This is a genomic window from Cellulomonas sp. APG4, from assembly GCF_009996735.1.
Lineage (GTDB): Bacteria > Actinomycetota > Actinomycetes > Actinomycetales > Cellulomonadaceae > Actinotalea.
The window spans coordinates 1-23,354 of sequence record NZ_JAACYI010000017.1; the positions used below are offsets into that span (position 1 = coordinate 1).

The window sequence follows — 23,354 nt, forward strand, 5'->3', positions numbered from 1 at the left end:
GTTCCGCGCCCCAGGACGGCGTCGCCGCGGCCGGCGTCGCGGGAGCGGCGGGCGCCGCGGACGGCTGCCACGGGGTCGGCACCTCGGGGGCCATCGGCACCTCGGCGACCGGAGCGGGCTGCTGCGCGGGCGCCTCGGGCTGCGCGTGCGCACCGTCCGAGCTTCCCCAGGCGGACTGCCGCACCGGGCTCGCCGTGGGGCTGAAGCCGGTCGGGATCGGCGCGAAGCCGGTCTGGATCGTGGGCTCGGCGGGAGCCGCCTCGGGTGCCGGGGCCTCGTCCTCACGACGCTTGCGACCGAACCAGCCGCGCTTCTTCTTGCCCTTGCCGGAGTCGGCCGCCGGCTGCTGCGCGGCGGGCTGCGGAGCCGGGACCGGAGCGGCCGGGGCGGCGGGCTGCGCCGCGACCGGGCCCCACGCGGGCGCCGACGAGGTCGCGGGTGCGGGCTCGGCGTCGACCGCCGGACCCGTCGGGGCGGACCATGCGGCCGACGGCGACCACGCGGGCTCCGTCGGCGCACCCCACGTCGAGGGGTCCGCCTGCGCAGCGGCGGGGCCGGGCTGCTCGGTCGGCTGCCACGGCTCCGCGGCGGGGGCCTCGGTCGGCTGCCACGGCTCGGCGGCGGGGGCCTCGTCCCGGTGCTCGGCGACGGGCTCGGCCTGAGGCGCCGACGGCGGCCAGGTCGCGTCGGTCGCGGGGGGCCACGGGACGTCGTCGGCGACGGGCTGATGGACCTCGGTCGCGTCACGGTCCCAGACGGCGGCCGCGGCCGTCCCTGCGTCCCAGGCGGGGGCCGCGGGCTGCGCCTCGGCGGCCGGGGCCTCGGGCTCGGCCCACGCGGGGGCGTGCTCCGCGGAGTCCTCGACCGGCTCGACGGCCGGGACCGTCCAGGTCTGCTCGGCGACCTCCTCGGGCACGTAGGCGTGCCGGCCGAAGTACGGGATCTCCTCGTCCTCGTCGGCGGCCTCGGCCACCGGCTGCGGCAGGGGCTCCTGCGGCGTCCAGCGCGCCGACTCGGGCCCCTCGACGACCACGGCGGGGGCACCCGGGGCGAACACCGGGTCGCCGTAGCTCTCCTCGTCCTCGACCAGCGCCGGGATCACGAACGCGGGCTGCTCGTCGACGGGCTCGGGCTCGGGCTGCGAGGCCTCGGCCGCCGTCGGCTCGGCCGCGGGCGAACGACCGAAGAAGGCCGCGGCCGCGGCGAGACGCTCGGCGCCGTCCGTCTGCTCGCCGGCGGACGGGCGGTCCTCGGTGGCCTCGTCGCCGTGCTCGACGCGCACCGCGGCGGCCGCGAGCTCCGCGCGCCGCGACCGGAACCCGGTGAACATCGCGGCACGGCCCTCGGGCGCCGCGGGAGCGGACGCCGCCGCAGGCGCCGAAGGGGCGGCCGGAGGGAGCATCGGGCTCGTGGGCTGACGCGTGGGCAGCGCGGTCCCCGACTCGACCACCGGCGGGGTGGGCCCGGCGGGCTGACGGGGGGGCAGGGCGGGGCCCGCCTCGGCGGGCGTCCGGAGGGGGAGGCTGCCGGTGTCCGTCGGTCGACGGGTCGGCAGCGCTGCCGCAGGAGCCTCGGTGGGGGCCGCGGGCACCTCGGGCGTGGGCTCGACGTGACGGCGCACGAGCGGCGGCGCCGACGCGTCGACCACGGGCGGCGTCCAGACCTCCTCGTCGTCCAGCGTGACGCCCGCGAAGGCCTCGGCGCGGGGCGCGAGGGGGATCGACGGGGCGGCCGCGGCGTCGTCGGCGTCGCGGTCGTAGCTGCTGGGGGCGGGCGCGCCACGGTCCGCGGGCACGGACCGGCGACGGGGCAGGCCGTGCTGCGTGGTGCCGTCGGTGAGGGCCGCGAGGTCGACCTCCTCCGCGGGGTTCTGCTCGGAGCCCACCGAACCCGGAGCGACGTCCTGCACGTGCGCGGGCGCCGGCGCGTACTCGGCCTCGTGGACGACCTCGGCCGCCTGCTCGGGCAGGACGAACCGCTCGGGCTGGGCAGCCACCTGCGTGGGCGGCGTGAACGGGATCGACGCGGCGTCGACGAAGAGCACGATCGGCATGCGCACCGTCACGAGCGTTCCCGTGCCCTGCGGGCCGCGGGCCAGCTCGACGCGCGCGCCGAGGCGCGCGGCGATGCGACCGACCACGAAGAGGCCCAGGCGCTGCGAGCCGAGCACGTCGCCGGCCGACGTCGTCGCGATCTTCGTGTTGGCCTCGGCGAGCTCGTCGGGCGTCATGCCCAGGCCCTGGTCGAGCACGGTGATGAGGACCCAGTCCTCCTCGACACCCGTCGAGACGTGCACGGGCGTGCCCGGGTCGGAGAAGACGGTCGCGTTCTCGAGGATCTCGGCGAGCATGTGCGCGGCGGGCAGGGCCGTGTGACCGAGCATCGCCGGGTCCACCGGCAGGTCGAGCTGGATGCGCTCGTAGTGCTCGATCTCCGACGAGGCGGTGCGGATGACGTCCGACGTGGGCAGCGGGTCCCGCAGACGGCGGCCCGTGTCGATGCCCGCGAGCACGAGGAGCGACTCGGCGTTGCGGCGCATCCGGGTGGCGAGGTGGTCGAGGCGGAACAGGTCGGCCAGGGTCTTCGGGTCCTCCTCCGAGCGCTCGAGCGCGTCGATGAAGGACAGCTGGCGGTTGAGGAGCACCTGGTCGCGGCGGGCGACGTTGACGAACATCTCCGCGATCGAGCCACGCAGCGCGGCCTGCTCCTGGGCGACCTGGATGGTCGTCGCGTTGACGTCGTTGAACGCGGTCGCGAGCTGGCCGATCTCGTCGCGGCTGTCGACGGGGATCGTGGTCAGCTTCAGGTCAGGTCCCTGACCGGGGATCGCCACCTGGTCGACGAGTCGCGGCAGCTCCTCGCGGACGGTGCCGGCGGCCTCGGTGAGTCGCCGCAGCGGGTTGACGATCTGGCGGGCGATGGCGAACGCGACGACGATCGACGCGACCACCGCGGCGAGCGAGATCGCGATGGTCAGGATGGCCGTGCGCAGCTCGGCGCCCGCCACCTCGTTGGCGCGTGCGGTGGCCGCGCGGCGCAGCTCGTTCTGCACGGGGTCGAGGGCCTCGACCTCCTCGCCCGCGCGCTCGACCCAGTCGGCCGCCTCGACGAAGTCGAGGTTCTGGTTACGACCCGTCGCGATCAGGGTGCGGAAGCTGTCGTAGGACTGGTTGTCGCGGAACGAGGCACCGAGCCGCGGGACCTCGACCTGGTCGCCGAGGTCGAGGTTCGCGACCGCCTCGATCGCGGTCGTGTGCTGCAGGTCCGTCGCAGGGAAGAGCGTCGACAGGAAGACCAGGTCCGAGTCCTGGCGCTCGCTGCCGCGGAGCACCTCCGCGCCGAGCACCTGCTCCTCGAGGTAGGACTCGGCGAGGATCGCGACCTCGGTGTGCGCGTCCAGGATCTGCGCGAGGCGACGGTCGTCGAGGCCGTCCGCCATGCGCTGCGGCAGCACGATGACGGCGTCGATGTTGCGCGAGAAGTCGTTGAGGACGGGGCGCACGCCGACGGCGCGGCTCTCGACGCGGCTGCGGACGTCGTCGAGGCGCGAGAGGGACGTGTACATGTCGTCGATCGCCGCCTCGACCGAGGGGTCGAGGGCGGAGAAGTTCACGCGGTCGGCGGAGCGCCGGAAAGCCTGCAGGGCGTCGGTGGTCTGGGCACGGGCCGCGTCGACCTGCTCACGCACGGCGTCGTCACCCGCGAGGTACTGCAGCGAGACACGACGCTCCTCCTGCAGGGCCGTCGCGACCTCGCGGGACTCCTGGACCGCGGAGAGCAGCGAGGTCATGGTGCGCGACGTCTGCGCCGCCTGCACCGCGTCGAGCGAGACGACGCCGGCGAGGACGAAGAGGACGAGCACAGGCACCGACAGGGCCGCGAGGACCTTCCCGCGGATACCCAACCTGCGAAGCATGGTGTCTCCTTCACTGTGCGATGTGCGCACACCGCACGAGGTGCTGGACGACGACATGGAGCGTCAGCCCTGCCGTCCGAGACAACATCGGCCCGCACCCTGTCCGGCATTAGGCCGAAGCACGAACCGGATCGCCCGCGCCACACGATATAGGTCGTTTTTCACCCGCCTGCAACAATTCTCCCGTGCGAATCGTCACGGCAGCTCGACCGGGCGGGCCCGAGGTCCTCGGCCCCGCTGACGTACCGGACCCTGTGGCCGCGCCCCACGAGGTGGTGATCGACGTGGTCGCGGCGGGCGTGAACAACGCTGACCTGCTGCAACGCGCAGGCCACTACCCACCGCCGCCCGGGGCCCCGTTCTGGCCGGGGCTCGAGGTCTCCGGACGCGTGAGCGCCGTGGGCGGCGACGTCACGCGGTGGCGCGTCGGGGACCACGTGTGCGCGCTGCTCGACGGCGGGGGCTACGCCGCGCGTGTCGCCGTCAGCGCGGCACAGGTGCTCCCCGCGCCCCTCGGCGTCTCCCTCGTCGAGGCCGCTGCTCTCCCCGAGGCGCTGTGCACGGCCCTGTCGACGTTCGACGCGGCCCGGCTCACCGAGGGCGAGACGCTCCTGGTGCACGGCGGCTCGGGCGGCGTGGGCCACCTGGCCGTGCAGGTGGGCCGCGCGCTGGGCGCGCGCGTCCTGACCACCGCGGGTGGGCCCGAGCGCGCCGAGCGGTGCCGCGCGCTGGGCGCCGAGGTCGTGATCGACCACCGCTCCGAGGACTTCGTCGAACGCGTCCGTCAGGTGACGGACGGCCGCGGGGCCGACGTCGTCCTGGACGTGGTGGGGGCCGCGTACCTGGGCCGCAACCTCGACGCGCTCGCGACGGGCGGCCGCCTCGCGGTCATCGGCATGCAGAAGGGGCGCCGCGGCGAGCTCGACCTGGGCACCCTGCTGACCACGCGGGCGACGGTGCTGGGCACGACGCTGCGCTCACGCCCGCCCGCCGAGAAGGCCCGGATCGTCACCGACGTCGAGTCGCGCCTGTGGACCGCGGTGACCCGCGGAGAGATCCGTCCGGTGGTGCACGCGCGCATCCCCCTCGACGAGGCGGAGCGGGCCCATCGCCTCATGGCCTCGGGCGAGGTGTTCGGCAAGGTGCTGCTCGAGCCCTGACCCGGGCCCCACCGGTCAGGTGGTGCTGTCGAGGAGTCCGCGGGCGAGGGCCGGGGCGAGCACGGGTGTGAGCGGGAGCCGCGGGATCAGGGTGGCCTGGACCGCGTGGTAGAGGTCGGCCTTGCCGCCCCAGACCGTGCGCGAGACCTCGCCGTCGGGCGCGAGCTCGTGCCACCAGGAACCGCCGTCGTGGTCGAGGAAGTGCGTGGCCGCGTGGTCCCACCACGTGCGGTACCAGGCGTCGTAGCGCGGGTCCCCCGTCACCGCGTGCAGCGCGGCAGCCGCACCGAGCGCCTCGCAGAGCACCCAGTGCATCCGCTCACGCACCACGGGGCGTCCCTGCCAGTCGACCGTGTAGACGAAGCCCTCGGCCCCGTCGACCGACCAGCCCTCGCGCACCGAGGCGTCGAAGAGCGCGGCCGCGTCCTCGACGGCCCACGTGGGTGCCGGGCGCCCCGCGACCTCGAGCGCGGCGCGCACGTGCAGGGTCAGCCGGGCCCACTCGAGCCAGTGGCCGACGGTCGCGCCGTAGGGACGGAACGGGTGCGCCGGGGCGTCGCGGTTGTACTCGAGGTCGGGCACCCAGTGCGGGTCGAAGTGCTCGGGGATGCGCCACTGGTTCCCGCGTGCGAACCCGTGCACCACGCGCTCGGTGATGCGCGCCGCACGGTCGAGCCACGCGAGGTCGCCCGTGACGTCGGCCGCGGCGAGGTACGCCTCGACCGTGTGCATGTTCGCGTTGACGCCGCGGTAGGCCTCGCACGTCGTGAAGGTGCGGTCCCACGACTCGACGACCATGCCGGCGTCGTCGTCCCAGAAGTGCGCGAGCTGCACCGCGAGCGCGTCGTCGAGCAGCTCGCGCGCGCCGGGCCGGCCGGCCGCGACCGCACTGGCGGTCGCGAGCACGACGAACGCGTGCGGGTAGGCGTCCTTGAGGGTGTGCTCGTCCGCGACGGCCCCACCCACGCCCACCGCCGAGAACCAGCCTCCGTGCTCGCGGTCGCGGAACGGGCCCGCGAGCGCCGCGACGCCGTGATCCGCGAGCGCACCCGCCCCGGGACGTCCGAGCAGCGCACCGAGCGACTGCACGTACGTCATGCGGCATGTGATCCACAGCTCGCTCGGGCCCTCCTCGAGCCGGCCGCGCTCGTCGAGGCGCCCGAACCCCTCCGCGGTGCGGGCTGCGCGGCCGAAGGCGAGCAGACGGTCCGTCTCGCCCTCGAGCCAGCGGCGGTGGGCGGCAGACGAAAGCCAGGTCATCGAGGGCTCCACAGGTCGACCGGGACGGGCGACCGGTGTGCGGCAGCGCCCGACAGGGCCGCGTCGGCGCGGACCCGCCGTCACGCTACCGGGCGCGGACCGGGCCGCCCGTGGGGACAATGGGAGGCATGAGTGACGCCGACGCGACGCCCCGGGCCGCCGACGAGCACCGCGCCCCCGCGCCCGGCGCCGAGGGACCCGACCCGGAGCGACGCGACGCGGCGCGCGCGGACGAGGTACCCGACGCGACGTTCGTGGGCCAGCCGGCCAAGGTGATGCGCATCGGCACCATGGTCAAGCAGCTGCTCGAGGAGGTGCGCAACGCCCCGCTCGACGAGGCTGCGCGCGGCCGCCTCGCCGAGGTGCACGACAGGTCGCTGCGCGAGCTCGAGGACGGTCTCTCACCCGATCTGGTGGACGAGCTCCGGCGCATCACCCTGCCGTTCTCGGACGACGCGAACCCCTCGGACGCCGAGCTGCGTGTCGCCCAGGCCCAGCTCGTCGGCTGGCTCGAGGGCCTGTTCCACGGCCTGCAGACGGCGCTGGTCGCGCAGGAGATGTCGACCCGGGCCCAGCTCGCCCAGATGCGCCGCGCCCTGCCCCCGGGCACGGTCGTCCCGCCCGACGCCGGCACGGCCCTCCCGCCCGGCGCGAGCCCCGGCTCGCCCGACGAGCGCCACCCGGGGCAGTACCTCTAGTCCTGGCCCGCGGGCCGTGGACGACGCCGCACCGAGGTCAGCGCGATCGCGGCGGAGACGAGCACGAGGCCGACGACGTCGAGCGGGTGCGGCCACTGGCGCAGCACGACCGCGCCGATGACCGCCGCCGTCGCCGGGAGCATCGCGAGCAGCACGGCGAACGTCGCCGCGCTCACCTTGCGCAGCACCACCTGCTCGAGCGCGTAGGGGACCACTGACGAGAGCACCGCGATGCCGAGCACCGCCAGCAGCAGTCCCGGGTCGGCGAAGGCGGCACCGCTGCGCGGCGCGAGGACCGGCGCCCACGCGAGCGCGCCCACGGCCATCGCGACGGACAGCCGCGTCACGCCGTCGCCCCGCAACGCCATCCGCCGCCCGAGCAGGATGTACCCGGCCCAGCACGCGGCGGCGAGCAGGATCAGCACGAGCCCCTGCGTCGCCTCGGGCCCGCCGAGCGAGAGGGTCACCCCCGCGAGCAGCACGACGCCGACGGCGGCCAGGGCGATCCCGGCGCGCTCGCGCCAGCCGCGGCCCGTGATCGCCGCGACCGCCACCGGGCCGATGAACTCGATCGCGACGGCGGTGCCGAGCGGCAGCCGTGCGATCGCGAGGTAGAAGACGATGTTCATCGTCGCGAGCGTCAGGCCGAACGCGGCCGCGGCGCGCAGGTCGGCCCCGCTCCAGCGCGCACGCCACGGCCGGCGCCACGCGAGCAGCACTGCCGCCGCGGCCACGAGACGCAGCCACCCCACCTGGGCGGCCCCGAGGCGGGCGAAGAGCCCCACCGCGAGCGCGGCCCCGAGGTACTGGCTGAGCCCCGAGACGACGAAGAGCGCCGGTGCCGGGACGCGGCCCACCAGGTGGCCGGGGCGCGGGATCACCGGGCCAGGCTAGGCGCACGTCGGCCGGTGGCCCGCAGCGGACCACCGGCCGACGTGCGCGTGGGCTGGGCTCAGCCCTTGACCGACCCCGCGAGCAGCCCGCGGACGAAGTAGCGCTGCAGGCTCAGGAAGACGATCACGGGAACCACCATCGAGATGAACGCACCCGCCGAGAGGAGGTGCCACGTCTGCCCGCGCGTGCCGGCGAGCTCGGCGATGTGCACCGTGAGCGGTCGTACGTCCTGGGCGGAGCCGAAGACGAGGGCCACGAGCAGGTCGTTCCACACCCACAGGAACTGGAAGATCGCGAAGGCGGCGATCGCCGGTACCAGCAGGGGCAGCAGCACCTGGAAGAAGATCTTGACGTGACCCGCGCCGTCCACGCGGGCCGCCTCGACGAGCGACGGCGGGATGTCCTTCATGAAGTTGTGCAGCAGGAAGATCGCGAGCGGCAGCGCGAAGATCGAGTGCGAGAGCCACACCGTCCAGAACGAGCCCGCCAGCCCCCAGTCGACGTACTGCGTGAGCAGCGGGATGAGGGTGATCTGGATGGGCACGATCTGCAGCGCGAACACCGCGACGAAGAGGACGTCGCGGCCGCGGAAGTCGATCCACGCGAAGGCGTACGCCGCGAGGAGCGCGATGCTGATCGGGATGAACACCGCCGGCAGCGTGATGACCAGCGAGTTCACGAAGTAGTCCGCGAGGTTCGTGGACCCCGTCATCGCGTCGCTGTAGTTCTGCAGCGTGAACGTGAACCCGGTCTCGCTGTCGAACGGGTTGAGCGCATTCCACCAGCCGTTGTCGCGGATGGCCCCGGACGGCCGGAACGAGGTCACGAGCAGGCCGAAGGTCGGGACCGTCCACAGCAAAGCGATCACGATCGCGATGCCGGAGGCCCAGGGGTTGGACAACCGCTGCTTGGCGAGCGTGCCGAGCTGCCGGCGTGACGTGCGACCGGACTTCCGTCCCGTGTCGACACCCGGGGCCGTGCCGCCTTCGACCTCGTCCGGCTCGGCCTTCTCGAACGCCTGCGGGGGAGGGGGCGTCGTGGTCATCGGATCTCCTCCGAGAGGCGCATCTGCCGGACGTTGTAGATGACGATCGGGATCACCAGGATGAACAGGATGACCGCGAGCGCAGCGCCGAGACCCTGGTTGAACTGGCGGAAGCTCTGCTCGTAGAACTCGTTGGCGACCACCGACGTGCCGAAGTTGCCGTTCGTCATCGTCCGGACGATGTCGAAGACCTTGAGGGTGGCCATGGCGATCGTGGTCAGGACGACGACGAGGGCCGGCCGGATGCTCGGGATCGTGATGTAGCGGAACATCTTCAGGCCCGTGAGGCCGTCGAGCCGCGCCGCCTCGACGATGTCGTCCGGGATCGCCCGGATCGCGGCGGCCAGGATGGTCATCGCGAACCCGGCCTGGATCCAGACCATCACGATCAGCAGGAAGACGTTGTTCTCAGGTGCGTCGAGGAGGAACTGCTTGCTGTCGAACCCGAGGCTCACCAGCACCTGGTTGAGCAGACCGGTCTGCTCCGCCTCGGTCTGGCGGTACTCGTACATGAAGCGCCAGATGATGCCCGCGCCGACCATGGAGATCGACATGGGGAGGAACATCAGCGTCTTCGCGAGCTTCTCGAACCGTGTGCGGTCCACGACCACCGCGTAGACCAGCCCGATGAACGTCGCGAGCAGGGGCACGAGGAGCACCCACAGTGCCGTGTTGCGCAGGACGAGCTGGAACTCGGCCTGGGTGAACGCCTGGGCGTAGTTGTCGAACCCGACGTACTCGGAGCCGTTGCGGTTGAAGAACGACGAGTAGGTGGTCCGCAGCGCCGGGTAGACGAGGCCGAACGCGAGAGCCGCGAGCGCGGGGCCGACGAAGGCTACGGTCACGAGCCACCCAGGGGCCCGTCGGCTGCGGTCGACGAGCAGCAGGATGCCGCCCATCACGACCCCGAAGAGTGCGATCGCGACCACCATCAGCGCGATCTTGTGGCCTGGTCCGCTCGGGTCCAGCAGCCACTCGCGCACCGGTCGGGTGATGTACTCGATCCACAGACCGGCGTTGTTCCAGATCTCGCCCATCCAGTCCTCCGTCGTCCTCGTGCCGGGGGTCTCACGTGAGCCGGGACGGGGGCTGTGCCCGAAGCCGTGAGCGCGGGGTACGCAGCAGGGGCCTGCCGGTGCGGCAGGCCCCTGCTGCGGTCATCGGATCAGGGCCAAGAAGCCTCGATCGCGTCGAGGACGGCTGCGTCGTCCTTGTCGTTCGCGATCCAGTTGACCATCTCGCTCCAGAACGAGGACGAGCCGACCTCACCGGGCATCAGGTCCGACGCGTCGAACCGGAACACGGTGTCCTCGGCGGCCAGCAGCTCGGCCGAGAGGGCGTCGATCGGGGACTCGTAGAGCGAGGTGTCCTGCTCGCTGTTCGCGGAGACCCAGCCCGGACCGGTCGCCTCGATCTTGGCGTTGGTCCACTCCGGAGACGTCAGGTAGGCCTGGAAGGCCGCGACCTCGGGACGGTCCGAGAAGGCCGCGACGAACTCGCCACCACCCAGCACGGGCCGCTCGTCGCCGTTGGTCGGGAAGTAGAACGCGAAGACGTCGCCGTCCTCGGCCACGGTCACGCCCTCCTGGGCGCTCTCCCAGTTCGCGGCGTAGAAGGACGCCTGACGGTGCATCCAGCACTCACCGTCGAGGATCGGGAAGCCGGCGTCGGTGAACGGCGTCGACGCGATGCTCTGCACGTCGCCGAAGCCGGCGTTCACGTACTCCGGGTTCTTGAGGATGCCGCCCACCGTCGCGAGTGCCTCGGCCACGGCCGGGTCGTTGAACGGGATCTCGTGGCTGACCCACTGGTCGTAGACCTCGGGGCCTGCCGTGCGGAGCATGACGTCCTCGAGCCAGTCGGTGGCGGGCCACCCGGTCGCGTCACCGGACTCGATGCCGGCGCACCACGGCGTGCCGCCGTCGGCGACGATCTGGTCGGAGAGCTCGATGAGCTCGTCCCACGTCTCGGGGATCTCGTAGCCCGCGTCGGCGAACATCGACGGCGAGTACCAGACGAACGACTTCACGTTCGCGCCGAGCGGGGTGGCGTAGTACGTCCCGTCGATCGAGCCGTACTCCTTCCACGAGGGGTCGTAGTACTCGTCGACGTTGGCCTCGGCCGCCTCGCCCACGGGCACGACGGCGTCCGGGAAGTCGCGCACGAGCGTCGCGAGCAGACCCGGCTGCGGGATGTAGGCGACGTCGGGCGCGTTGCCGGACTGCAGGCGGACGGGCAGCTGCGCCTCGAACTCGCGCGAGCCGTCGTACTCGATCGTCGCGCCCGTGCACTCCTCGAACGGCACGTACGAGTCGATGTGCGGCTGGTCCTCGGGCGAGGTGATCGAGGTGTAGACCGTCACGGTGGTGCCGCTCAGGTCCCCGTACTGCTCGAAGGCCTCGCAGCCCTCGGCCATCTCGCGGTCGCCGTCGTCGCCGCCGCTGGTGCCCTCCTCCTCGGGGGGTGCGGTGCAGGCGGCGAGGGCCAGCGCGAGGGTGAGCCCCCCGGTGATGGCGACCGCGCCCGCGCGGCCCTTCCTCATGCTCCTCATCAGATGCTTCCTCCACGTCGTCGTGGGGCGCTCACGCGTCCCCGGGGAATGTCACGGCGCGCGCCTGCATGAGGCGCTCCGTCGGGCATCCCTGTCATGCAAGCGCTTGCACGGCCGGGGGGCAACCCCGTGCGGCAACATCGCAGCCACAGGGCAGTAACGATTCGGTCACGGAGGCTGTCGGATCGTTCTGACGCGCGTGCTCCGAGCGACGTGGCAGGTCAAGCCCCGCGCGGGACGTGCAGACGGCGGCTCCCGGGCGGCGGTCCGGTGCTCGACCTCTCGACGAGCTGCGTGGGCGCGATCGTCTCGTCGTCCGGCGCACCGCCGGCAATCATCTCGAGGACGAGCTCCGCCGCGCGCGCACCCTGGGCGCCGGCGTCCTGCGCGATCGTCGTGAGCCCTGCGAGCTCGGCGAGGTCGTGGCCGTCGATGCCGATCACCGAGACGTCCTCGGGCACGCGCAGACCGGCCCGCCGGACGGCGAGGACCGCACCCATCGCCATCTCGTCGGACGCCGCGAAGATCGCCGTCAGGTCGGGCACGTGCTCGAGCAGGTGGCTGGTCGCGTCACGTCCGCCCGCGAGGTCGAAGTTCCCGGGGACCTCGAGGTCCGAGCCGGCCGCGAGGCCCGCCTCGGCCATCGCCGCCCGCCAGCCCGCCTCACGTCCCACCGGCGGCGACATCGGCGCGACGTCACCCGGCGCACCCGTCACGTGCGCGATGCGCCGGTGCCCGAGGCCGACGAGGTGCGCCGTCGCCTCGTAGCCGGCAGCGACGTCGTCGAGACGCACCGTGACCTGCCCCGAGCCGCCCCAGCCGACGCACACGAGCGGTCGGTCGAGCCCGACGAGGGCGTCCATCTCGTCCTGCTCGAGGGGCAGGCCGACGATGAGGACCCCGTCGACCCGGCGACGCAGCACGTCCGGGTCGACGCGGGGGCGACCCCGCCGCCGCCGGATGTCGAAGGTGTAGAGCAGGACGTCGAAGCCCTGCGCGCGCAGGGTCCGCTCGGCCCCCTCGATCACGTTCGCGAAGAACCAGCGGTTGATCCAGGGGCTGATGAGCCCGATGGTGCGCGTGCGCCCCGAGGCCAGGCTCGCCGCGCTCGGGGACGCGACGTAGCCGAGCGCGGTCGCGACCTCCCGGACCCGGGCACGCGTGGCAGGTGTCACGTTCGGCAGGCCGCGCAGCGCCCGCGAGACGGTCGCCGTCGAGACGCCCGCGGCGCGGGCCACGTCCTCGATGCCGGCGGCCATGGGCGCTGATTGTGCTCCTCACGCCCGTCGGGGTCCACCCCGCACCGTCGCAGGTCGTGCGCGGTCTCCCACGCCGCTCCCACGGTCTCCCACCCGGTTCCCACGCTTCCGCGGCGACGACGTGCGACGTCCCACCGCCGTCCACGGAGCCTCCGACGTCCGCCCCTCGCGCCGCGGCGCGGCCCGGTCCCCGGCGAGCGGGCAGAGCCCGGCGCTCAGTCGCGCGCGGAGGCGACGCTGCGCAGCACGGCCGCGGCGCCGTCGTCCTCGATCGCACCCGTGACCTCGTCGGCGGCCGCCCGCACGTGGTCGCCCGCGTGGCCCATCGCGACCCCCCGCGCGGCCCAGCGCAGCATGTCGACGTCGTTGCTGCCGTCGCCCACGGCGACGGTGCGCGCCCGCTCGACCCGCAGCATCCCGCGCAACCGCTCGAGCGCGCTCGCCTTCGTCACACCCTCGGGCGCGACGTCCATCCACGCCGTCCAGCCGATCGCGTACGTCACGTCGGCCAGACCCGTGCGGGCGACGAGCTCGTGGAACTCCTCGCTCGTGTGGCCAGGGCTGCGCACGATCAGACGCGTCACGTGCTCCCCCGCGAGCTCGTCGAGGTCCACCACCCGGTGCACGCCCGTGAGCTCGCCGTCGGGGAAGAGCTTGTTCATCCGGAAGCCCGTGCCCAGCTCCTCGACGGCGAAGTACGCGTCGGGGAACTCGGCGTGCATGAGCCGCAGCGCGGGCGCCGGGTCGAACGTGATGACCTCGTCGGCCTCGTAGCCGTCCGGCAGCTCCGGGTCGAGCCGGATCGTGACCGACCCGTTGGAGCACACCGCCCAGCCGCGCGTGATCCCGAGCTCGTGCGCCACGGGGACCGTGCCGTGCACCGACCGACCCGTCGCGAGCACCACGTGATGGCCCGCCTCGGCGACCTCGGCGACGGCCGCGCGCACCGCCGGCGCCAGGCCACCGTCGTAGTGCAGCAGCGTGCCGTCGACGTCGAGCGCGACCAGGTGCGGGCCCGGGCCCGCGCTCACGCGTCCTTCCCGACCGGGGTGAGCACCTCAAGGCCGTCCAGGTAGGGGCGCAGCCCCTCGGGCACGCGCACCGAGCCGTCCGCCTGCTGGTGGTTCTCCAGGATCGCGACGATCCAGCGCGTGGTGCCGAGGGTCCCGTTGAGCGTCGCCACGGCGCGGGTCTCACCCGTGCCCGTGCGTTCGCGCGCACCGAGGCGTCGGGCCTGGAAGGTCGTGCAGTTCGACGTCGACGTCAGCTCGAGCCACCGCTCCTGGCTCGGCAGCCACGCCTCGCAGTCGAACTTCCGCGCCGCGCTCGAGCCAAGGTCACCCGCCGCGGTGTCGATGACGCGGTAGGGCAGCTCCACGAGCGCGAGCATCTCCTCCTCGAGCGCGAGCAGCCGCGCGTGCTCGTCGGCGGCGTCCTCGACGGTGGTGTACGAGAACATCTCGACCTTGTGGAACTGGTGCACGCGGATGATCCCGCGGGTGTCCTTCCCGTGCGAGCCGGCCTCGCGCCGGTAGCAGGCCGACCATCCCGCGTAGCGCAGCGGGCCCCCGCTCAGGTCGAGGATCTCGTCCGCGTGGTAGCCCGCGAGCGCGACCTCCGAGGTCCCCACCAGGTACAGGTCGTCGGCCTCGAGCCGGTACACCTCGTCGGCGTGCGCGCCCAGGAAGCCCGTGCCGCGCATCACCTCGGGCCGCACGAGCGTCGGCGTGATCATGGGCGTGAACCCGGCCGCCGTCGCGCGGTCCATCGCCGCGTTGAGCAGCGCGAGCTCGAGGCGCGCTCCGATGCCCGTCAGGTAGTAGAACCGCGCGCCCGACACCTTGGCGCCGCGCTCGGTGTCGATCGCACGCAGCATCTCGCCGAGCTCGAGGTGGTCGCGCACGGGCACGCCCTCGGCCGCGAGGTCGCGCGGGGTGCCCTCGTGCCGCAGCACCACGTAGTCGTCCTCGCCACCCGCGGGCACGCCGTCGAGCACGACGTTCCCGATCCCGGCGAGGGCCGCGTCGAGCTCGGTCGCCGCCGCGTCCGCGTCCGCCTGGAGGGCCTTGACCTGCTCGGCGAGGTGCTTGGCCCGCGCGAGCAGCGCCGCCTTCTCGTCACCGGTGGCCTTGGCCACCTGCTTGCCGAGCGCCTTCTGCTCGGCGCGCAGCTCCTCGAACTGCGTGAGCGAGGCCCGACGGCGCGCGTCGAGGTCCAGCACGCGGTCGACGGCGGACGGGTCGTCGCCCCGCAGGCGCTGGCTGTGGCGGACGGCGTCGGGGTTCTCCCTCAGGAGGCGCAGGTCGATCACCTGCCGAGGGTATCGAGCCCCGCCGGGCGCGCCGCACCTGATTCGTGGTGCCGCGGGTCGAAGCGATCCCACGGCCCGGTGCGGGAACCCTCCGCGCGCACTAGCGTGCGGCCATGACGTGGGTCGAGTGGGTCACCATCCTCACGGCGGTGGTGGCCGTGGTCGCGGTCGTCCTCGCCGTCCTCAACCGCCGCGCCCTCGTGGGCCACGGCGTCGCGGTGTCTCCGTCGATCGGCGCCCCGGGCCGCGCCGGCACCGCCTCGACCGATGACACCGACGCCGCGCACACGCTCGTCGCGTTCGTCGCGAACCCCACCAAGCCGGGGGTCCCCGAGCTGCGCGACGCCGCCGTGCGCGCGTGCGCCGCGCGCTACCTGCCCGAGCCGCTGTGGTTCGACACCACCGTCGAGGACCCGGGGATCGGGCAGACGCGCCAGGCGCTCGAGCAGGGCGCGCAGGTGGTGATCGCGGTGGGCGGCGACGGCACGGTGCGCGCGGTGGCCGAGGGTCTCGCGGGCACGGGGGCCGCGATGGGCCTCATCCCGCAGGGCACGGGCAACCTGCTCGCACGCAACCTCGACCTGCCCATCAACGACGTCGACGAGCTGCTCAAGATCGCGCTCACGGGCACCGAGCGGCCCATCGACGTGGGCTGGCTCACGGTGGTGCGCGACGAGTCGCAGGTCGCCGACGACATCGCGGAGGCGGACCCTGAGGCGGTCGAGCCGGGCGAGACCCCGCCCGAGGTGGACGAGCCGGCGCGCGACCACATCTTCCTCGTCATCGCGGGCCTGGGCTTCGACGCGGCGATGGTCGCCGACACCGACGAGGAGCTCAAGGCGCGGGTGGGCTGGATCGCGTACTTCGTCGCGGGCATGAAGCATCTCAGCGGGCGCCGCATGCGCCTCGAGATCGCCAAGGACGGCGGCCCCTGGGTGCCCGTGCGGCTGCGCAGCCTGCTGTTCGGCAACGTCGGACGCCTCCCGGGCGGCATCACCCTGCTGCCCGAGGCGGAGATCGACGACGGCTGGCTCGACCTGGGCGCGATCGACACCCGGGGCGGCCTGGCGGGCTGGACCCAGCTGTTCGGCGAGGTCGCGATGCAGCGCTTCGGGGTGCGCACGGACCTGCCCAACAAGATCGGTCACATCGACCACTCCCGCGCCAAGGAGGTGCGCGTGCGCTCGCGCGAGCCCCAGCAGGTGCAGGTGGACGGGGACACGATCGGCGAGATCCTCGAGGTCTCCGCGCGCGTCGACCGGCACGCCCTCGTGGTGCGCGTGCCCGGCGACTGACGCCCGGCCGCACGCGCACGGCCCGCTCAGTGCGCGCGGCCCTCGCGCAGCTGCTGGACCCACGAGCGCGCGGCCGCGAAGTCGGCGTCGTGCGTCCCGGGGCGCACGTCCCCGTGCGGTGCGTCGACCCGCGGGTACGAGCCGAGGAACCGCACGTGCGGGCACACGCGGTGCAGCCCCATGAGGGCCTCGGCCATGCGTTCGTCCGCCACGTGGCCCTCGGCGTCGATCGAGAACGAGTAGCGCCCGAGCGCGTCGCCGATGGGCCGGGACTCGATGCGCGACAGGTTCACGCCGCGCGCCGCGAACTGCTCGAGCATCTCGAGCAGCGCACCGGCCTGGTTGCTCGGCAGGTGCACCACGAGCGTCGTCTTGTCGGCGCCCGTGGGCGGGGGCACCTGCCCGGGCGGCCCGACGACGACGAACCGGGTCACGGCGCGCTCGTTGTCCGCGACGTGCGCGGCGAGCGGCGTCAGACCGTAGTGCTCGACGGCGGGCGGCGGCACGAGCGCCGCGTCGAACGGCAGCGCGCCGTCCTCGCCCGCGAGCAGCGCCGCGGGGGCCGTGTTCGAGGTCGCGGGCACGTGCACCACGTGCGGCAGGTGCGCCGCGAGCCAACGCCGGCACTGGGCCCACGCGTGCGGGTGCGCCGAGATGCCGCGCACGTCCTCGAGCCGCGTGCCGGGCCGCGCTGCGAGCACGAACGAGACGGGCACCAGCACCTCGCGCAGCAGCACGAGCGGGGCGCCCGTCGCGAGCGTGTCGAGCACCGCGGTGACCCCGCCCTCGACCGAGTTCTCGATCGCGACGACGGCGCGGTCGGCCGCGCCCGTGCGCACCGCCTCGATCGCGGCGACCACGTCGACCTGGGGTAGGTACTCGGCCTCGTCGGGACCCGCGACCTGCCGCAGCGCGGCCTCGGTGAACGTGCCGGCCGGCCCGAGGTACGCGTACCGGAGCCGCCGCGACGAGCCGTCCGCGGGCGCGGCGTCCTCCTGCTCGGCCATCCCTGCCTCCTGTCCGACGGCATCCGCACACCACCGTCACGCGTCCGCCGCGACCTCTCCGCCGCCCGAGCGTAGTGCGCCCTAGGCTTGGCGGGTGCCCGGGTCCAGCAGCAGCATGCGCCGTCTGCGCGGCCGCACGGTGCAGGTGCTGGTCGCCCTCGTCGCGGTCCTCGGCCTGGTCGCCGTGCTCGCCGCGCCGGCCTTCGCCGACGACGCGCCCGACGGCGCCGCGCAGGAGGCGACCCCTGCGGGTCCCGTGGTCCTGGTCGGCCTCACGGGCGTCCGCTGGGACGACGTGCGCACGCTCGCGACCCCGGGGCTGTGGGACCTGTCCCGCTCGGGTGCGCTGGGCAACGTCGCGGCGCGCAGCATCCGCTCGACCTCGTGCCCGGCCGACGGGTGGCTCGGAGTGAGCGCGGGCACGCGGCTGGGCGACCTCGAGGACCCGGACCGCGGGTGCCGCACGCTGCGCGAGGTGCGCACCGACGGGACCGTCGCAGGCTGGGCCGACTACGTGCTCGCTGCCGACGAGCAGCCCTACCGTGCGCAGCCCGGGCGGCTCGGCGCGACGCTCGCAGAGGCCGGCACCGAGGTGCTCGGGATCGGTCCGGGGGCCGCGATCGCGCTCGCCGACGTCGACGGGACCGTCGTGGGCCCGGTCGAGCGCACGCCCGCCACGTCCACCGAGCTCTACTCCATGGTCCGCACCGGCCTGCGGACCACCGACCTCGTGGTGGTCGACGCCGGCACCGTGCGCGACCCGGGCCGCGCGACCGAGGCGCGCCCCGAGCGCGGCCTCCAGAGCGAGCCCGAGGAGCCCGAGGCCGAGGAGTCGGAGTCGCTCACGGGCACCCCCGAGGACGACCTCGACGGCGTGGGCGCGATCCTCGAGCCGACGCGCCTGGAGCAGGTGCGCGCCGTCGACGAGCGCATCGAGACGGTGCTCCGTGCCGCGCGCAGCACCCACGCGACGGTGCTCGTGGTCTCGCTCGCGGACTCGGGCCGCGCGACGCTGCAGCTCGCTGCGGCCCACGGCACGTCCCCCGACGGCGAGCCGTACCGCGGTCTGCTCACGTCGGGGGCGACGCGTCAGCCGGGGCTGGTCCAGGCGATCGACGTCACACCCACCGTCCTCGGCCTGCTCGGTCTCGACCGCCCCGGGGACGCGTTCGACGGTGCGCCCATGGTCCCCACCGCGGGCCCTGCGGGAGCGACCGCACGCATCGACGCGCTCGAGGACATGGCCACCGAGGCTCGGCAGGTCACCCGCGTCAGCGGTTCGTACCTGACCCGCGTGGTCCTCGCGCAGGCCGTCTTCTTCGTGCTCGCCGCGCTGCTCCTGACCGTGCGGACCGTGCCCACGGGCCGGCCGCTGCGACCCGCGCTGCGCGTCCTCCGCGTGGCCGGGCTGGCGCTCGGGGCGGCGCCGATCGCCTCGTTCCTGGCGGGCCTGGTGCCGTGGTGGAACGCTGGCTCGCCCACGTGGGCCTTCTGGGCCGTGATCCTCGGCTGGATCGCGCTCATCACGGCCGTCGCGCTGCGCGGGCCGTGGCGGCACCGCCCGCTCGGCCCCGCGGGGGTCGTCGCCGGGGTCACCGTGCTCGTGCTGCTGCTCGACGCGATGACGGGCGCGACGCTCGTGATCGACTCGCCGATGGGCGCGCACAGGATCATGGCGGCCCGCTTCTACGGGATGAGCAACCAGGCGTTCGCCCTGCTGACGGCCGCGAGCCTGCTGGTCGCGACGGCGGTCGCCCAGCCGCTCCTCGACCGGGGTCGTCGACGCGCCGCGACCCTCGCGGTCGCCGGGATCGGCCTCGTGGTGACCGTGGTCAACGGCACGCCCGGCCTGGGCAGCGACTTCGGCGGACCGCCCGCCCTGATCCTCGGGTTCGCGATCCTCACGCTCGCCGTGAGCGGCCGCAAGGTGCGCTGGCGCACCCTGCTGCTCGTCGGGCTCGTCGCGGCCGTGGTGGTCATGGGCTTCGCGGTGCTCGACTGGCTGCGCCCTCCCGCCGAGCGCACGCACCTCGGTCGCTTCTTCGCGACCGTGATCGACGGCGGCCTGTGGGACGTCGTCGTGCGCAAGCTCAGCGTCAACCTGCGCGTGCTGACCTCGTGGCGCTACCTCGTGCTCGCCATCGGCGGCGTGCTGGTGACGCTGCTCGTGCTGCGCGGGCCCCACCCCGGGGGCCGGATCCTCGCGGGTCGCAGCCCGCTCGCCGGGCTCGGCCAGGCGGTCCCGCTGCTCGGCACGACCGTCGCGGCCGTGGGCGCCGCGCTGGGTCTCGGCTTCCTCATCAACGACTCGGGCATCGTGGTCCCCGCGACCGGGATCGCCGTCGCGGTGCCGTGCCTGGTCGCGGCTGCGGCGCAGTGGCGGCTCGCGCACCCCGACGTGGACCTCGAGGCGGCCGAGCCCGACCCGGTCGAGGAGCGGTCAGGCGCGCGGTGACGGGGGCGCGGTGCGGCGCCCGATCCCGCGCATCACGCCGCGCATCTTGCGGGCGTTCACGGCGAGCAGCACGTCGCGGTACTGGGCCGCGCGGTGCATCTGACCGCGCAGGTCCGTCCCCGAGGCGCGGTGGCGCAGGTCGCACGGCACCTCGACCGCCACGAAGCCCTTGGTGAGCAGGTCGATCGTCATGCCGGTCTCGACACCCCAGCCGCGCGCCAGCGGGGTCGCCGCCTCGAAGGCCTCGCGTGTGAGGCAGCGCATGCCGGACAGCGGCTGGGTGGGCGTCCACCCCGTCATCGCGTGGATCGAGCGCCGCGCGAGCCCCACGACGATGCCGCGTCCACCCGCACCGGGCTGGGGCGGGAGGAGCGCGATCGACACGTCGGCCGCACCCTCGAGCACGGGCGGGACGAGCGGCGCCGCGTTGACGGCGGACTCGCCCAGGTCCCCGTCGAGGAAGAGCAGCAGGCGCGCCGGACGGTCGTCGGTGTCGCGCATCGCGACCACCGCCGCACCGGTCTCCATGGCCGCGGCCTTGCCCCGGTTGTGCGAGTGGCGCACGACGACGGCGCCGGCCTCGCGTGCGACGTGCTGGGTCGCGTCCTCGCTGCCGTCGTCGACCACGAGCACGAGGTCGACGTGCGGGATCGCGCGAGCGGCACGCACGGTGGCCGCGATGCGGCGCGACTCGTCCTTGGCGGGGATGACGACGGCGACCCGCTGCTTCGGGGTGGGGGGTGCGCCGTCTCGGCGTCCCCGGGTGCTGGCCACGCCACCACCCTAACGACGTTTCGAGGCCACGTCAGCGCGGCGCCACGCGATGGTCAACGCCCGGTCATGCGGCTCAGCGCAGCGTGAGCTGACGGGCCACGAGGCCGGCGCGAGCGCGCCGCTCGTTCGCGTCGAGCGGGGCGTCCACCGCGAGCGCGGCGTCGAGTCGCCCGGCGAGCTCGGCGAGCGGCCCCTCGACCTCCTCGGGCTCGGTGCCGGGGCTCAGGTCCCACACCGGCACGAGCAGACCGCACGAGCGGAACGCACCGATGAACTTGCCCAGGTCGCCACCCGCGAGGCCGGACTCGCGGCGCGCGTGCAGCCGGGCCAGCGCGTCGAGGAAGTCCTGCTCGTCGTGCCGCACGGCCCAGCGCAGGTACTCGCGCTCACCCATGCGCGCCCAGTAGGCGGCCTCGACCGAGGTCAGGCGGCGCGTGGGCACGACCGTCTCGTTGAGCTGGTCCAGCGAGGCCTGCGCGTCGGGCGGCAGCTCGACCCCCGACGCCGTCCAGTAGTCGAAGCCCTCGTGCACCGTGACCTCGAACGGGACGTCGAGGTCGAGCACGTCCTGCAGCCGCGGCCCGGGCTCGGGCAGCGGGGCCGAGGTGAGCGGCGTGCCGGCAGGCAGCTCGAGCGCCCGGAGCAGCAGGTCGGCGAGGTCGCGCGACGCGTCCCCCGAGCCCGCGTGCTGCTGGAGCGCGAGCATGATCGCGCCGTCGCCGCGGTGCAGCGCGGGCCACGCCATGGGCAGGACCGTCGTGACGACGACGTCGCGCGCACCGTGCTCGGCCGTGGTGCGGGCCGTCCCCGTCGCCGCGGGCACCACCTCGCGCATCGCCACGTAGTCGGGCTCCCCGGGCAGCCCCTCGAAGGGGCGCAGGACGAAGTCGACGGTCGCTCTCTTGGCCATGGGCAGCGAGCGTACCCGTCGTGCCTGCGCCGCCGGCGGGGCGACTGCGGACGATCCCGTGCGCTCGGGGACCCGGCGGTGCGAGGATCGGGCCATGCACGAACGCGCCGGCACCCCCGCCCTCCCCGAGGACCTCGTCGACCTCGACGCGCTGCTGAGCGCGTACACGGACCGCACGCCCGATCCGGACGACCCGGCCCAGCAGGTGGTGTTCGGCACCTCGGGCCACCGTGGGTCGTCGCTCGACGGCGCGTTCAACGAGGCGCACATCATCGCGATCACCGCGGCGATCGTGGAGTACCGGCGCTCGCAGGGCACCGACGGCCCGCTGTTCATGGGCCGCGACACCCACGCGCTGTCCGAGCCCGCGTGGCGCACCGCGCTCGAGGTGCTCGCCGCGGCGGAGGTCGACGTCTACGTCGACGCGCGCGACGGCTACACGCCCACGCCCGCCGTGTCGCACGCGATCCTGCTGCACAACGGCGCGGGTACGGCGCAGGGCGTGCGCACCACGAGCTCGGGCGGCGGCTCGGGCCTCGCGGACGGCATCGTGATCACCCCGTCCCACAACCCCCCGCGCGACGGCGGCTTCAAGTACAACCCGCCGCACGGCGGCCCCGCGGGCTCTGAGGCGACGTCGTGGATCGCCGAGCGAGCCAACCGCCTGCTGCGCGAGGGCGTCGGCTCGGTGCGACGGGTGAGCGTCGAGCGTGCGCTCGCGGCGCCGACGACGCACCGCCACGACTTCCTCACGGCCTACCTGGACGACCTGCCGCACGTGCTGGACCTCGAGATCGTGCGCGCGAGCGGCGTGCGCATCGGGGCGGACCCGATGGGCGGCGCGGCGGTCGACTACTGGGGCGCGATCGCCGAGCGGCACGGCCTCGACCTGACCGTGGTGAACCCCGAGGTGGACCCGCGCTGGTCGTTCATGACGCTCGACTGGGACGGCAAGATCCGCATGGACTGCTCGTCGCCGTCGGCGATGGCCTCCCTGGTGCGCGCGATGCAGGACGGCGGCTCGGCCCCGTTCGACGTCGCGACCGGCAACGACGCGGACGCCGACAGGCACGGGATCGTCACACCCGACGGCGGGCTGATGAACCCCAACCACTACCTGGCGGTCGCGATCGACTACCTGTTCGGCGGCGCGCGGCCGGGCTGGCCCGAGGGTGCGGCGGTCGGCAAGACGCTCGTCTCCTCGGCGCTGATCGACCGCGTCGCGGCGCACCACGCGCGTGAGCTGCGCGAGGTGCCGGTCGGCTTCAAGTGGTTCGTCCCCGGGCTGCTCGACGGCACCGTGGGCTTCGGCGGCGAGGAGTCCGCGGGCGCGTCGTTCCTGCGCACCGACGGCACCGTCTGGACCACGGACAAGGACGGCATCCTGCTCGCGCTGCTCGCGGCCGAGATCACGGCGCGCACGGGCTCGTCGCCCTCGCAGCTGCACGCGCGCCTCGTCGAGCGGCACGGCGAGTCCTGGTACGCGCGCGTCGACGCGCCGGCCACGCGCGAGGAGAAGGCCGCGCTCGGCGCGCTGCGTCCCGAGCAGGTCACGGCCTCGACCCTCGCGGGCGAGGAGGTCACGGGCCGCCTGACCGAGGCACCGGGCAACGGCGCCGCGATCGGCGGGCTCAAGGTGACCACCGAGAACGCGTGGTTCGCGGCACGCCCGTCGGGCACCGAGGACGTCTACAAGATCTACGCCGAGTCCTTCGTCTCGGCCGAGCACCTCGCGCAGGTGCAGCAGGCCGCTCGGGACGTCGTCGCGCAGGCACTCGCGTGACGTCGCGGGCGACGACGACGGCGTCCTCGGACCTCC

General features: G+C 74.2%; 17 protein-coding genes. 5 read left to right on the plus strand and 12 right to left on the minus strand.

Annotated features, from left to right (window positions below; all coding sequences use genetic code 11):
• Window positions 1-3,916: nitrate- and nitrite sensing domain-containing protein (locus tag GXB85_RS12580; protein WP_161918008.1), on the minus strand; the 3,916-nt coding region annotated here is incomplete at its 3' end.
• A 185-nt stretch (window positions 3,917-4,101) separates the two neighbouring features.
• Here GXB85_RS12580 and GXB85_RS12585 point away from each other — a divergent pair.
• Window positions 4,102-5,076, plus strand: a complete 975-nt coding sequence (locus GXB85_RS12585) for an NAD(P)H-quinone oxidoreductase (protein WP_161918009.1) — start codon at window positions 4,102-4,104, stop codon at window positions 5,074-5,076.
• Window positions 5,077-5,091: 15 nt separating this feature from the next.
• Here the strand turns inward: GXB85_RS12585 and GXB85_RS12590 are convergent, their stop codons facing one another.
• On the minus strand, window positions 5,092-6,336 hold the full coding sequence (locus GXB85_RS12590) for an AGE family epimerase/isomerase (RefSeq protein WP_161918010.1): 1,245 nt from the start codon (window positions 6,334-6,336) through the stop codon (window positions 5,092-5,094).
• 128 nt (window positions 6,337-6,464) lie between these two features.
• On the opposite strand from GXB85_RS12590, the gene GXB85_RS12595 reads away from it, so the two are divergent.
• Complete coding sequence (locus GXB85_RS12595) at window positions 6,465-7,034, plus strand: bacterial proteasome activator family protein (RefSeq protein ID WP_161918011.1); 570 nt, start codon at window positions 6,465-6,467, stop codon at window positions 7,032-7,034.
• On the opposite strand, the gene GXB85_RS12600 is transcribed toward GXB85_RS12595, so the two are convergent.
• From GXB85_RS12600 to serS, 7 genes are all read right to left on the minus strand, one after another.
• Window positions 7,031-7,915: a DMT family transporter gene (locus tag GXB85_RS12600; protein WP_370524217.1), complete on the minus strand. Its 885-nt coding sequence runs from the start codon at window positions 7,913-7,915 to the stop codon at window positions 7,031-7,033. The two genes, GXB85_RS12595 and GXB85_RS12600, sit on opposite strands and share 4 nt — an antisense overlap.
• Before the next feature lie 71 nt (window positions 7,916-7,986).
• Complete coding sequence (locus GXB85_RS12605) at window positions 7,987-8,973, minus strand: carbohydrate ABC transporter permease (protein ID WP_161918012.1); 987 nt, start codon at window positions 8,971-8,973, stop codon at window positions 7,987-7,989.
• Complete coding sequence (locus tag GXB85_RS12610; RefSeq protein ID WP_370524218.1) at window positions 8,970-10,010, minus strand: carbohydrate ABC transporter permease; 1,041 nt, start codon at window positions 10,008-10,010, stop codon at window positions 8,970-8,972. Before GXB85_RS12610 ends, GXB85_RS12605 begins: the two co-directional genes overlap by 4 nt.
• Window positions 10,011-10,138: 128 nt before the next feature.
• Window positions 10,139-11,524, minus strand: a complete 1,386-nt coding sequence (locus tag GXB85_RS12615) for an ABC transporter substrate-binding protein (RefSeq protein ID WP_161918013.1) — start codon at window positions 11,522-11,524, stop codon at window positions 10,139-10,141.
• A gap of 221 nt (window positions 11,525-11,745) precedes the next feature.
• A complete protein-coding gene (locus tag GXB85_RS12620) occupies window positions 11,746-12,783 on the minus strand; it encodes a LacI family DNA-binding transcriptional regulator (RefSeq protein ID WP_161918014.1) in 1,038 nt (345 codons plus the stop codon).
• Between the two features lie 215 nt (window positions 12,784-12,998).
• Window positions 12,999-13,814: an HAD family hydrolase gene (locus GXB85_RS12625; protein WP_161918015.1), complete on the minus strand. Its 816-nt coding sequence runs from the start codon at window positions 13,812-13,814 to the stop codon at window positions 12,999-13,001.
• Complete coding sequence (gene serS / locus GXB85_RS12630) at window positions 13,811-15,094, minus strand: serine--tRNA ligase (protein ID WP_161918016.1); 1,284 nt, start codon at window positions 15,092-15,094, stop codon at window positions 13,811-13,813. Before serS ends, GXB85_RS12625 begins: the two co-directional genes overlap by 4 nt.
• 113 nt (window positions 15,095-15,207) lie before the next feature.
• Between serS and GXB85_RS12635 the strand changes: the two genes are divergently transcribed.
• Window positions 15,208-16,389, plus strand: coding sequence for a diacylglycerol kinase family protein (locus tag GXB85_RS12635; protein ID WP_161918017.1), 1,182 nt, complete (start codon window positions 15,208-15,210; stop codon window positions 16,387-16,389).
• Window positions 16,390-16,415: 26 nt separating this feature from the next.
• Here GXB85_RS12635 and pheA read toward each other — a convergent pair whose 3' ends face one another.
• Complete coding sequence (gene pheA, locus GXB85_RS12640) at window positions 16,416-17,396, minus strand: prephenate dehydratase (protein WP_161918018.1); 981 nt, start codon at window positions 17,394-17,396, stop codon at window positions 16,416-16,418.
• Window positions 17,397-17,490: 94 nt separating this feature from the next.
• Here pheA and GXB85_RS12645 point away from each other — a divergent pair, with 94 nt between their 5' ends.
• Window positions 17,491-19,851: a hypothetical protein gene (locus GXB85_RS12645; protein WP_161918019.1), complete on the plus strand. Its 2,361-nt coding sequence runs from the start codon at window positions 17,491-17,493 to the stop codon at window positions 19,849-19,851.
• On the opposite strand, the gene GXB85_RS12650 is transcribed toward GXB85_RS12645, so the two are convergent.
• Together GXB85_RS12650 and GXB85_RS12655 are read right to left on the minus strand one after the other, a co-directional pair.
• On the minus strand, window positions 19,837-20,625 hold the full coding sequence (locus GXB85_RS12650) for a glycosyltransferase (RefSeq protein ID WP_161918020.1): 789 nt from the start codon (window positions 20,623-20,625) through the stop codon (window positions 19,837-19,839). The genes GXB85_RS12645 and GXB85_RS12650 overlap by 15 nt on opposite strands.
• A 73-nt stretch (window positions 20,626-20,698) precedes the next feature.
• Window positions 20,699-21,535, minus strand: a complete 837-nt coding sequence (locus GXB85_RS12655; protein ID WP_161918021.1) for a DUF5926 family protein — start codon at window positions 21,533-21,535, stop codon at window positions 20,699-20,701.
• Window positions 21,536-21,629: 94 nt separating this feature from the next.
• Here GXB85_RS12655 and pgm point away from each other — a divergent pair, with 94 nt between their 5' ends.
• Complete coding sequence (pgm, locus tag GXB85_RS12660; RefSeq protein WP_161918022.1) at window positions 21,630-23,318, plus strand: phosphoglucomutase (alpha-D-glucose-1,6-bisphosphate-dependent); 1,689 nt, start codon at window positions 21,630-21,632, stop codon at window positions 23,316-23,318.
• Window positions 23,319-23,354 lie beyond the last annotated feature (36 nt).

Coding starts and splice junctions, on each gene's coding strand:
- GXB85_RS12590 (WP_161918010.1), bottom strand. CDS start 6,336: ATGACCTGGCTTTCGTCTGCCGCCCACCGCCGCTGGCTCGAGGGCGAG.
- GXB85_RS12595 (WP_161918011.1), top strand. CDS start 6,465: ATGAGTGACGCCGACGCGACGCCCCGGGCCGCCGACGAGCACCGCGCC.
- GXB85_RS12605 (WP_161918012.1), bottom strand. CDS start 8,973: ATGACCACGACGCCCCCTCCCCCGCAGGCGTTCGAGAAGGCCGAGCCG.
- GXB85_RS12610 (WP_370524218.1), bottom strand. CDS start 10,010: ATGGGCGAGATCTGGAACAACGCCGGTCTGTGGATCGAGTACATCACC.
- GXB85_RS12615 (WP_161918013.1), bottom strand. CDS start 11,524: ATGAGGAGCATGAGGAAGGGCCGCGCGGGCGCGGTCGCCATCACCGGG.
- GXB85_RS12620 (WP_161918014.1), bottom strand. CDS start 12,783: ATGGCCGCCGGCATCGAGGACGTGGCCCGCGCCGCGGGCGTCTCGACG.
- GXB85_RS12635 (WP_161918017.1), top strand. CDS start 15,208: ATGACGTGGGTCGAGTGGGTCACCATCCTCACGGCGGTGGTGGCCGTG.
- pheA (WP_161918018.1), bottom strand. CDS start 17,396: ATGGCCGAGCAGGAGGACGCCGCGCCCGCGGACGGCTCGTCGCGGCGG.
- GXB85_RS12655 (WP_161918021.1), bottom strand. CDS start 21,535: ATGGCCAAGAGAGCGACCGTCGACTTCGTCCTGCGCCCCTTCGAGGGG.
- pgm (WP_161918022.1), top strand. CDS start 21,630: ATGCACGAACGCGCCGGCACCCCCGCCCTCCCCGAGGACCTCGTCGAC.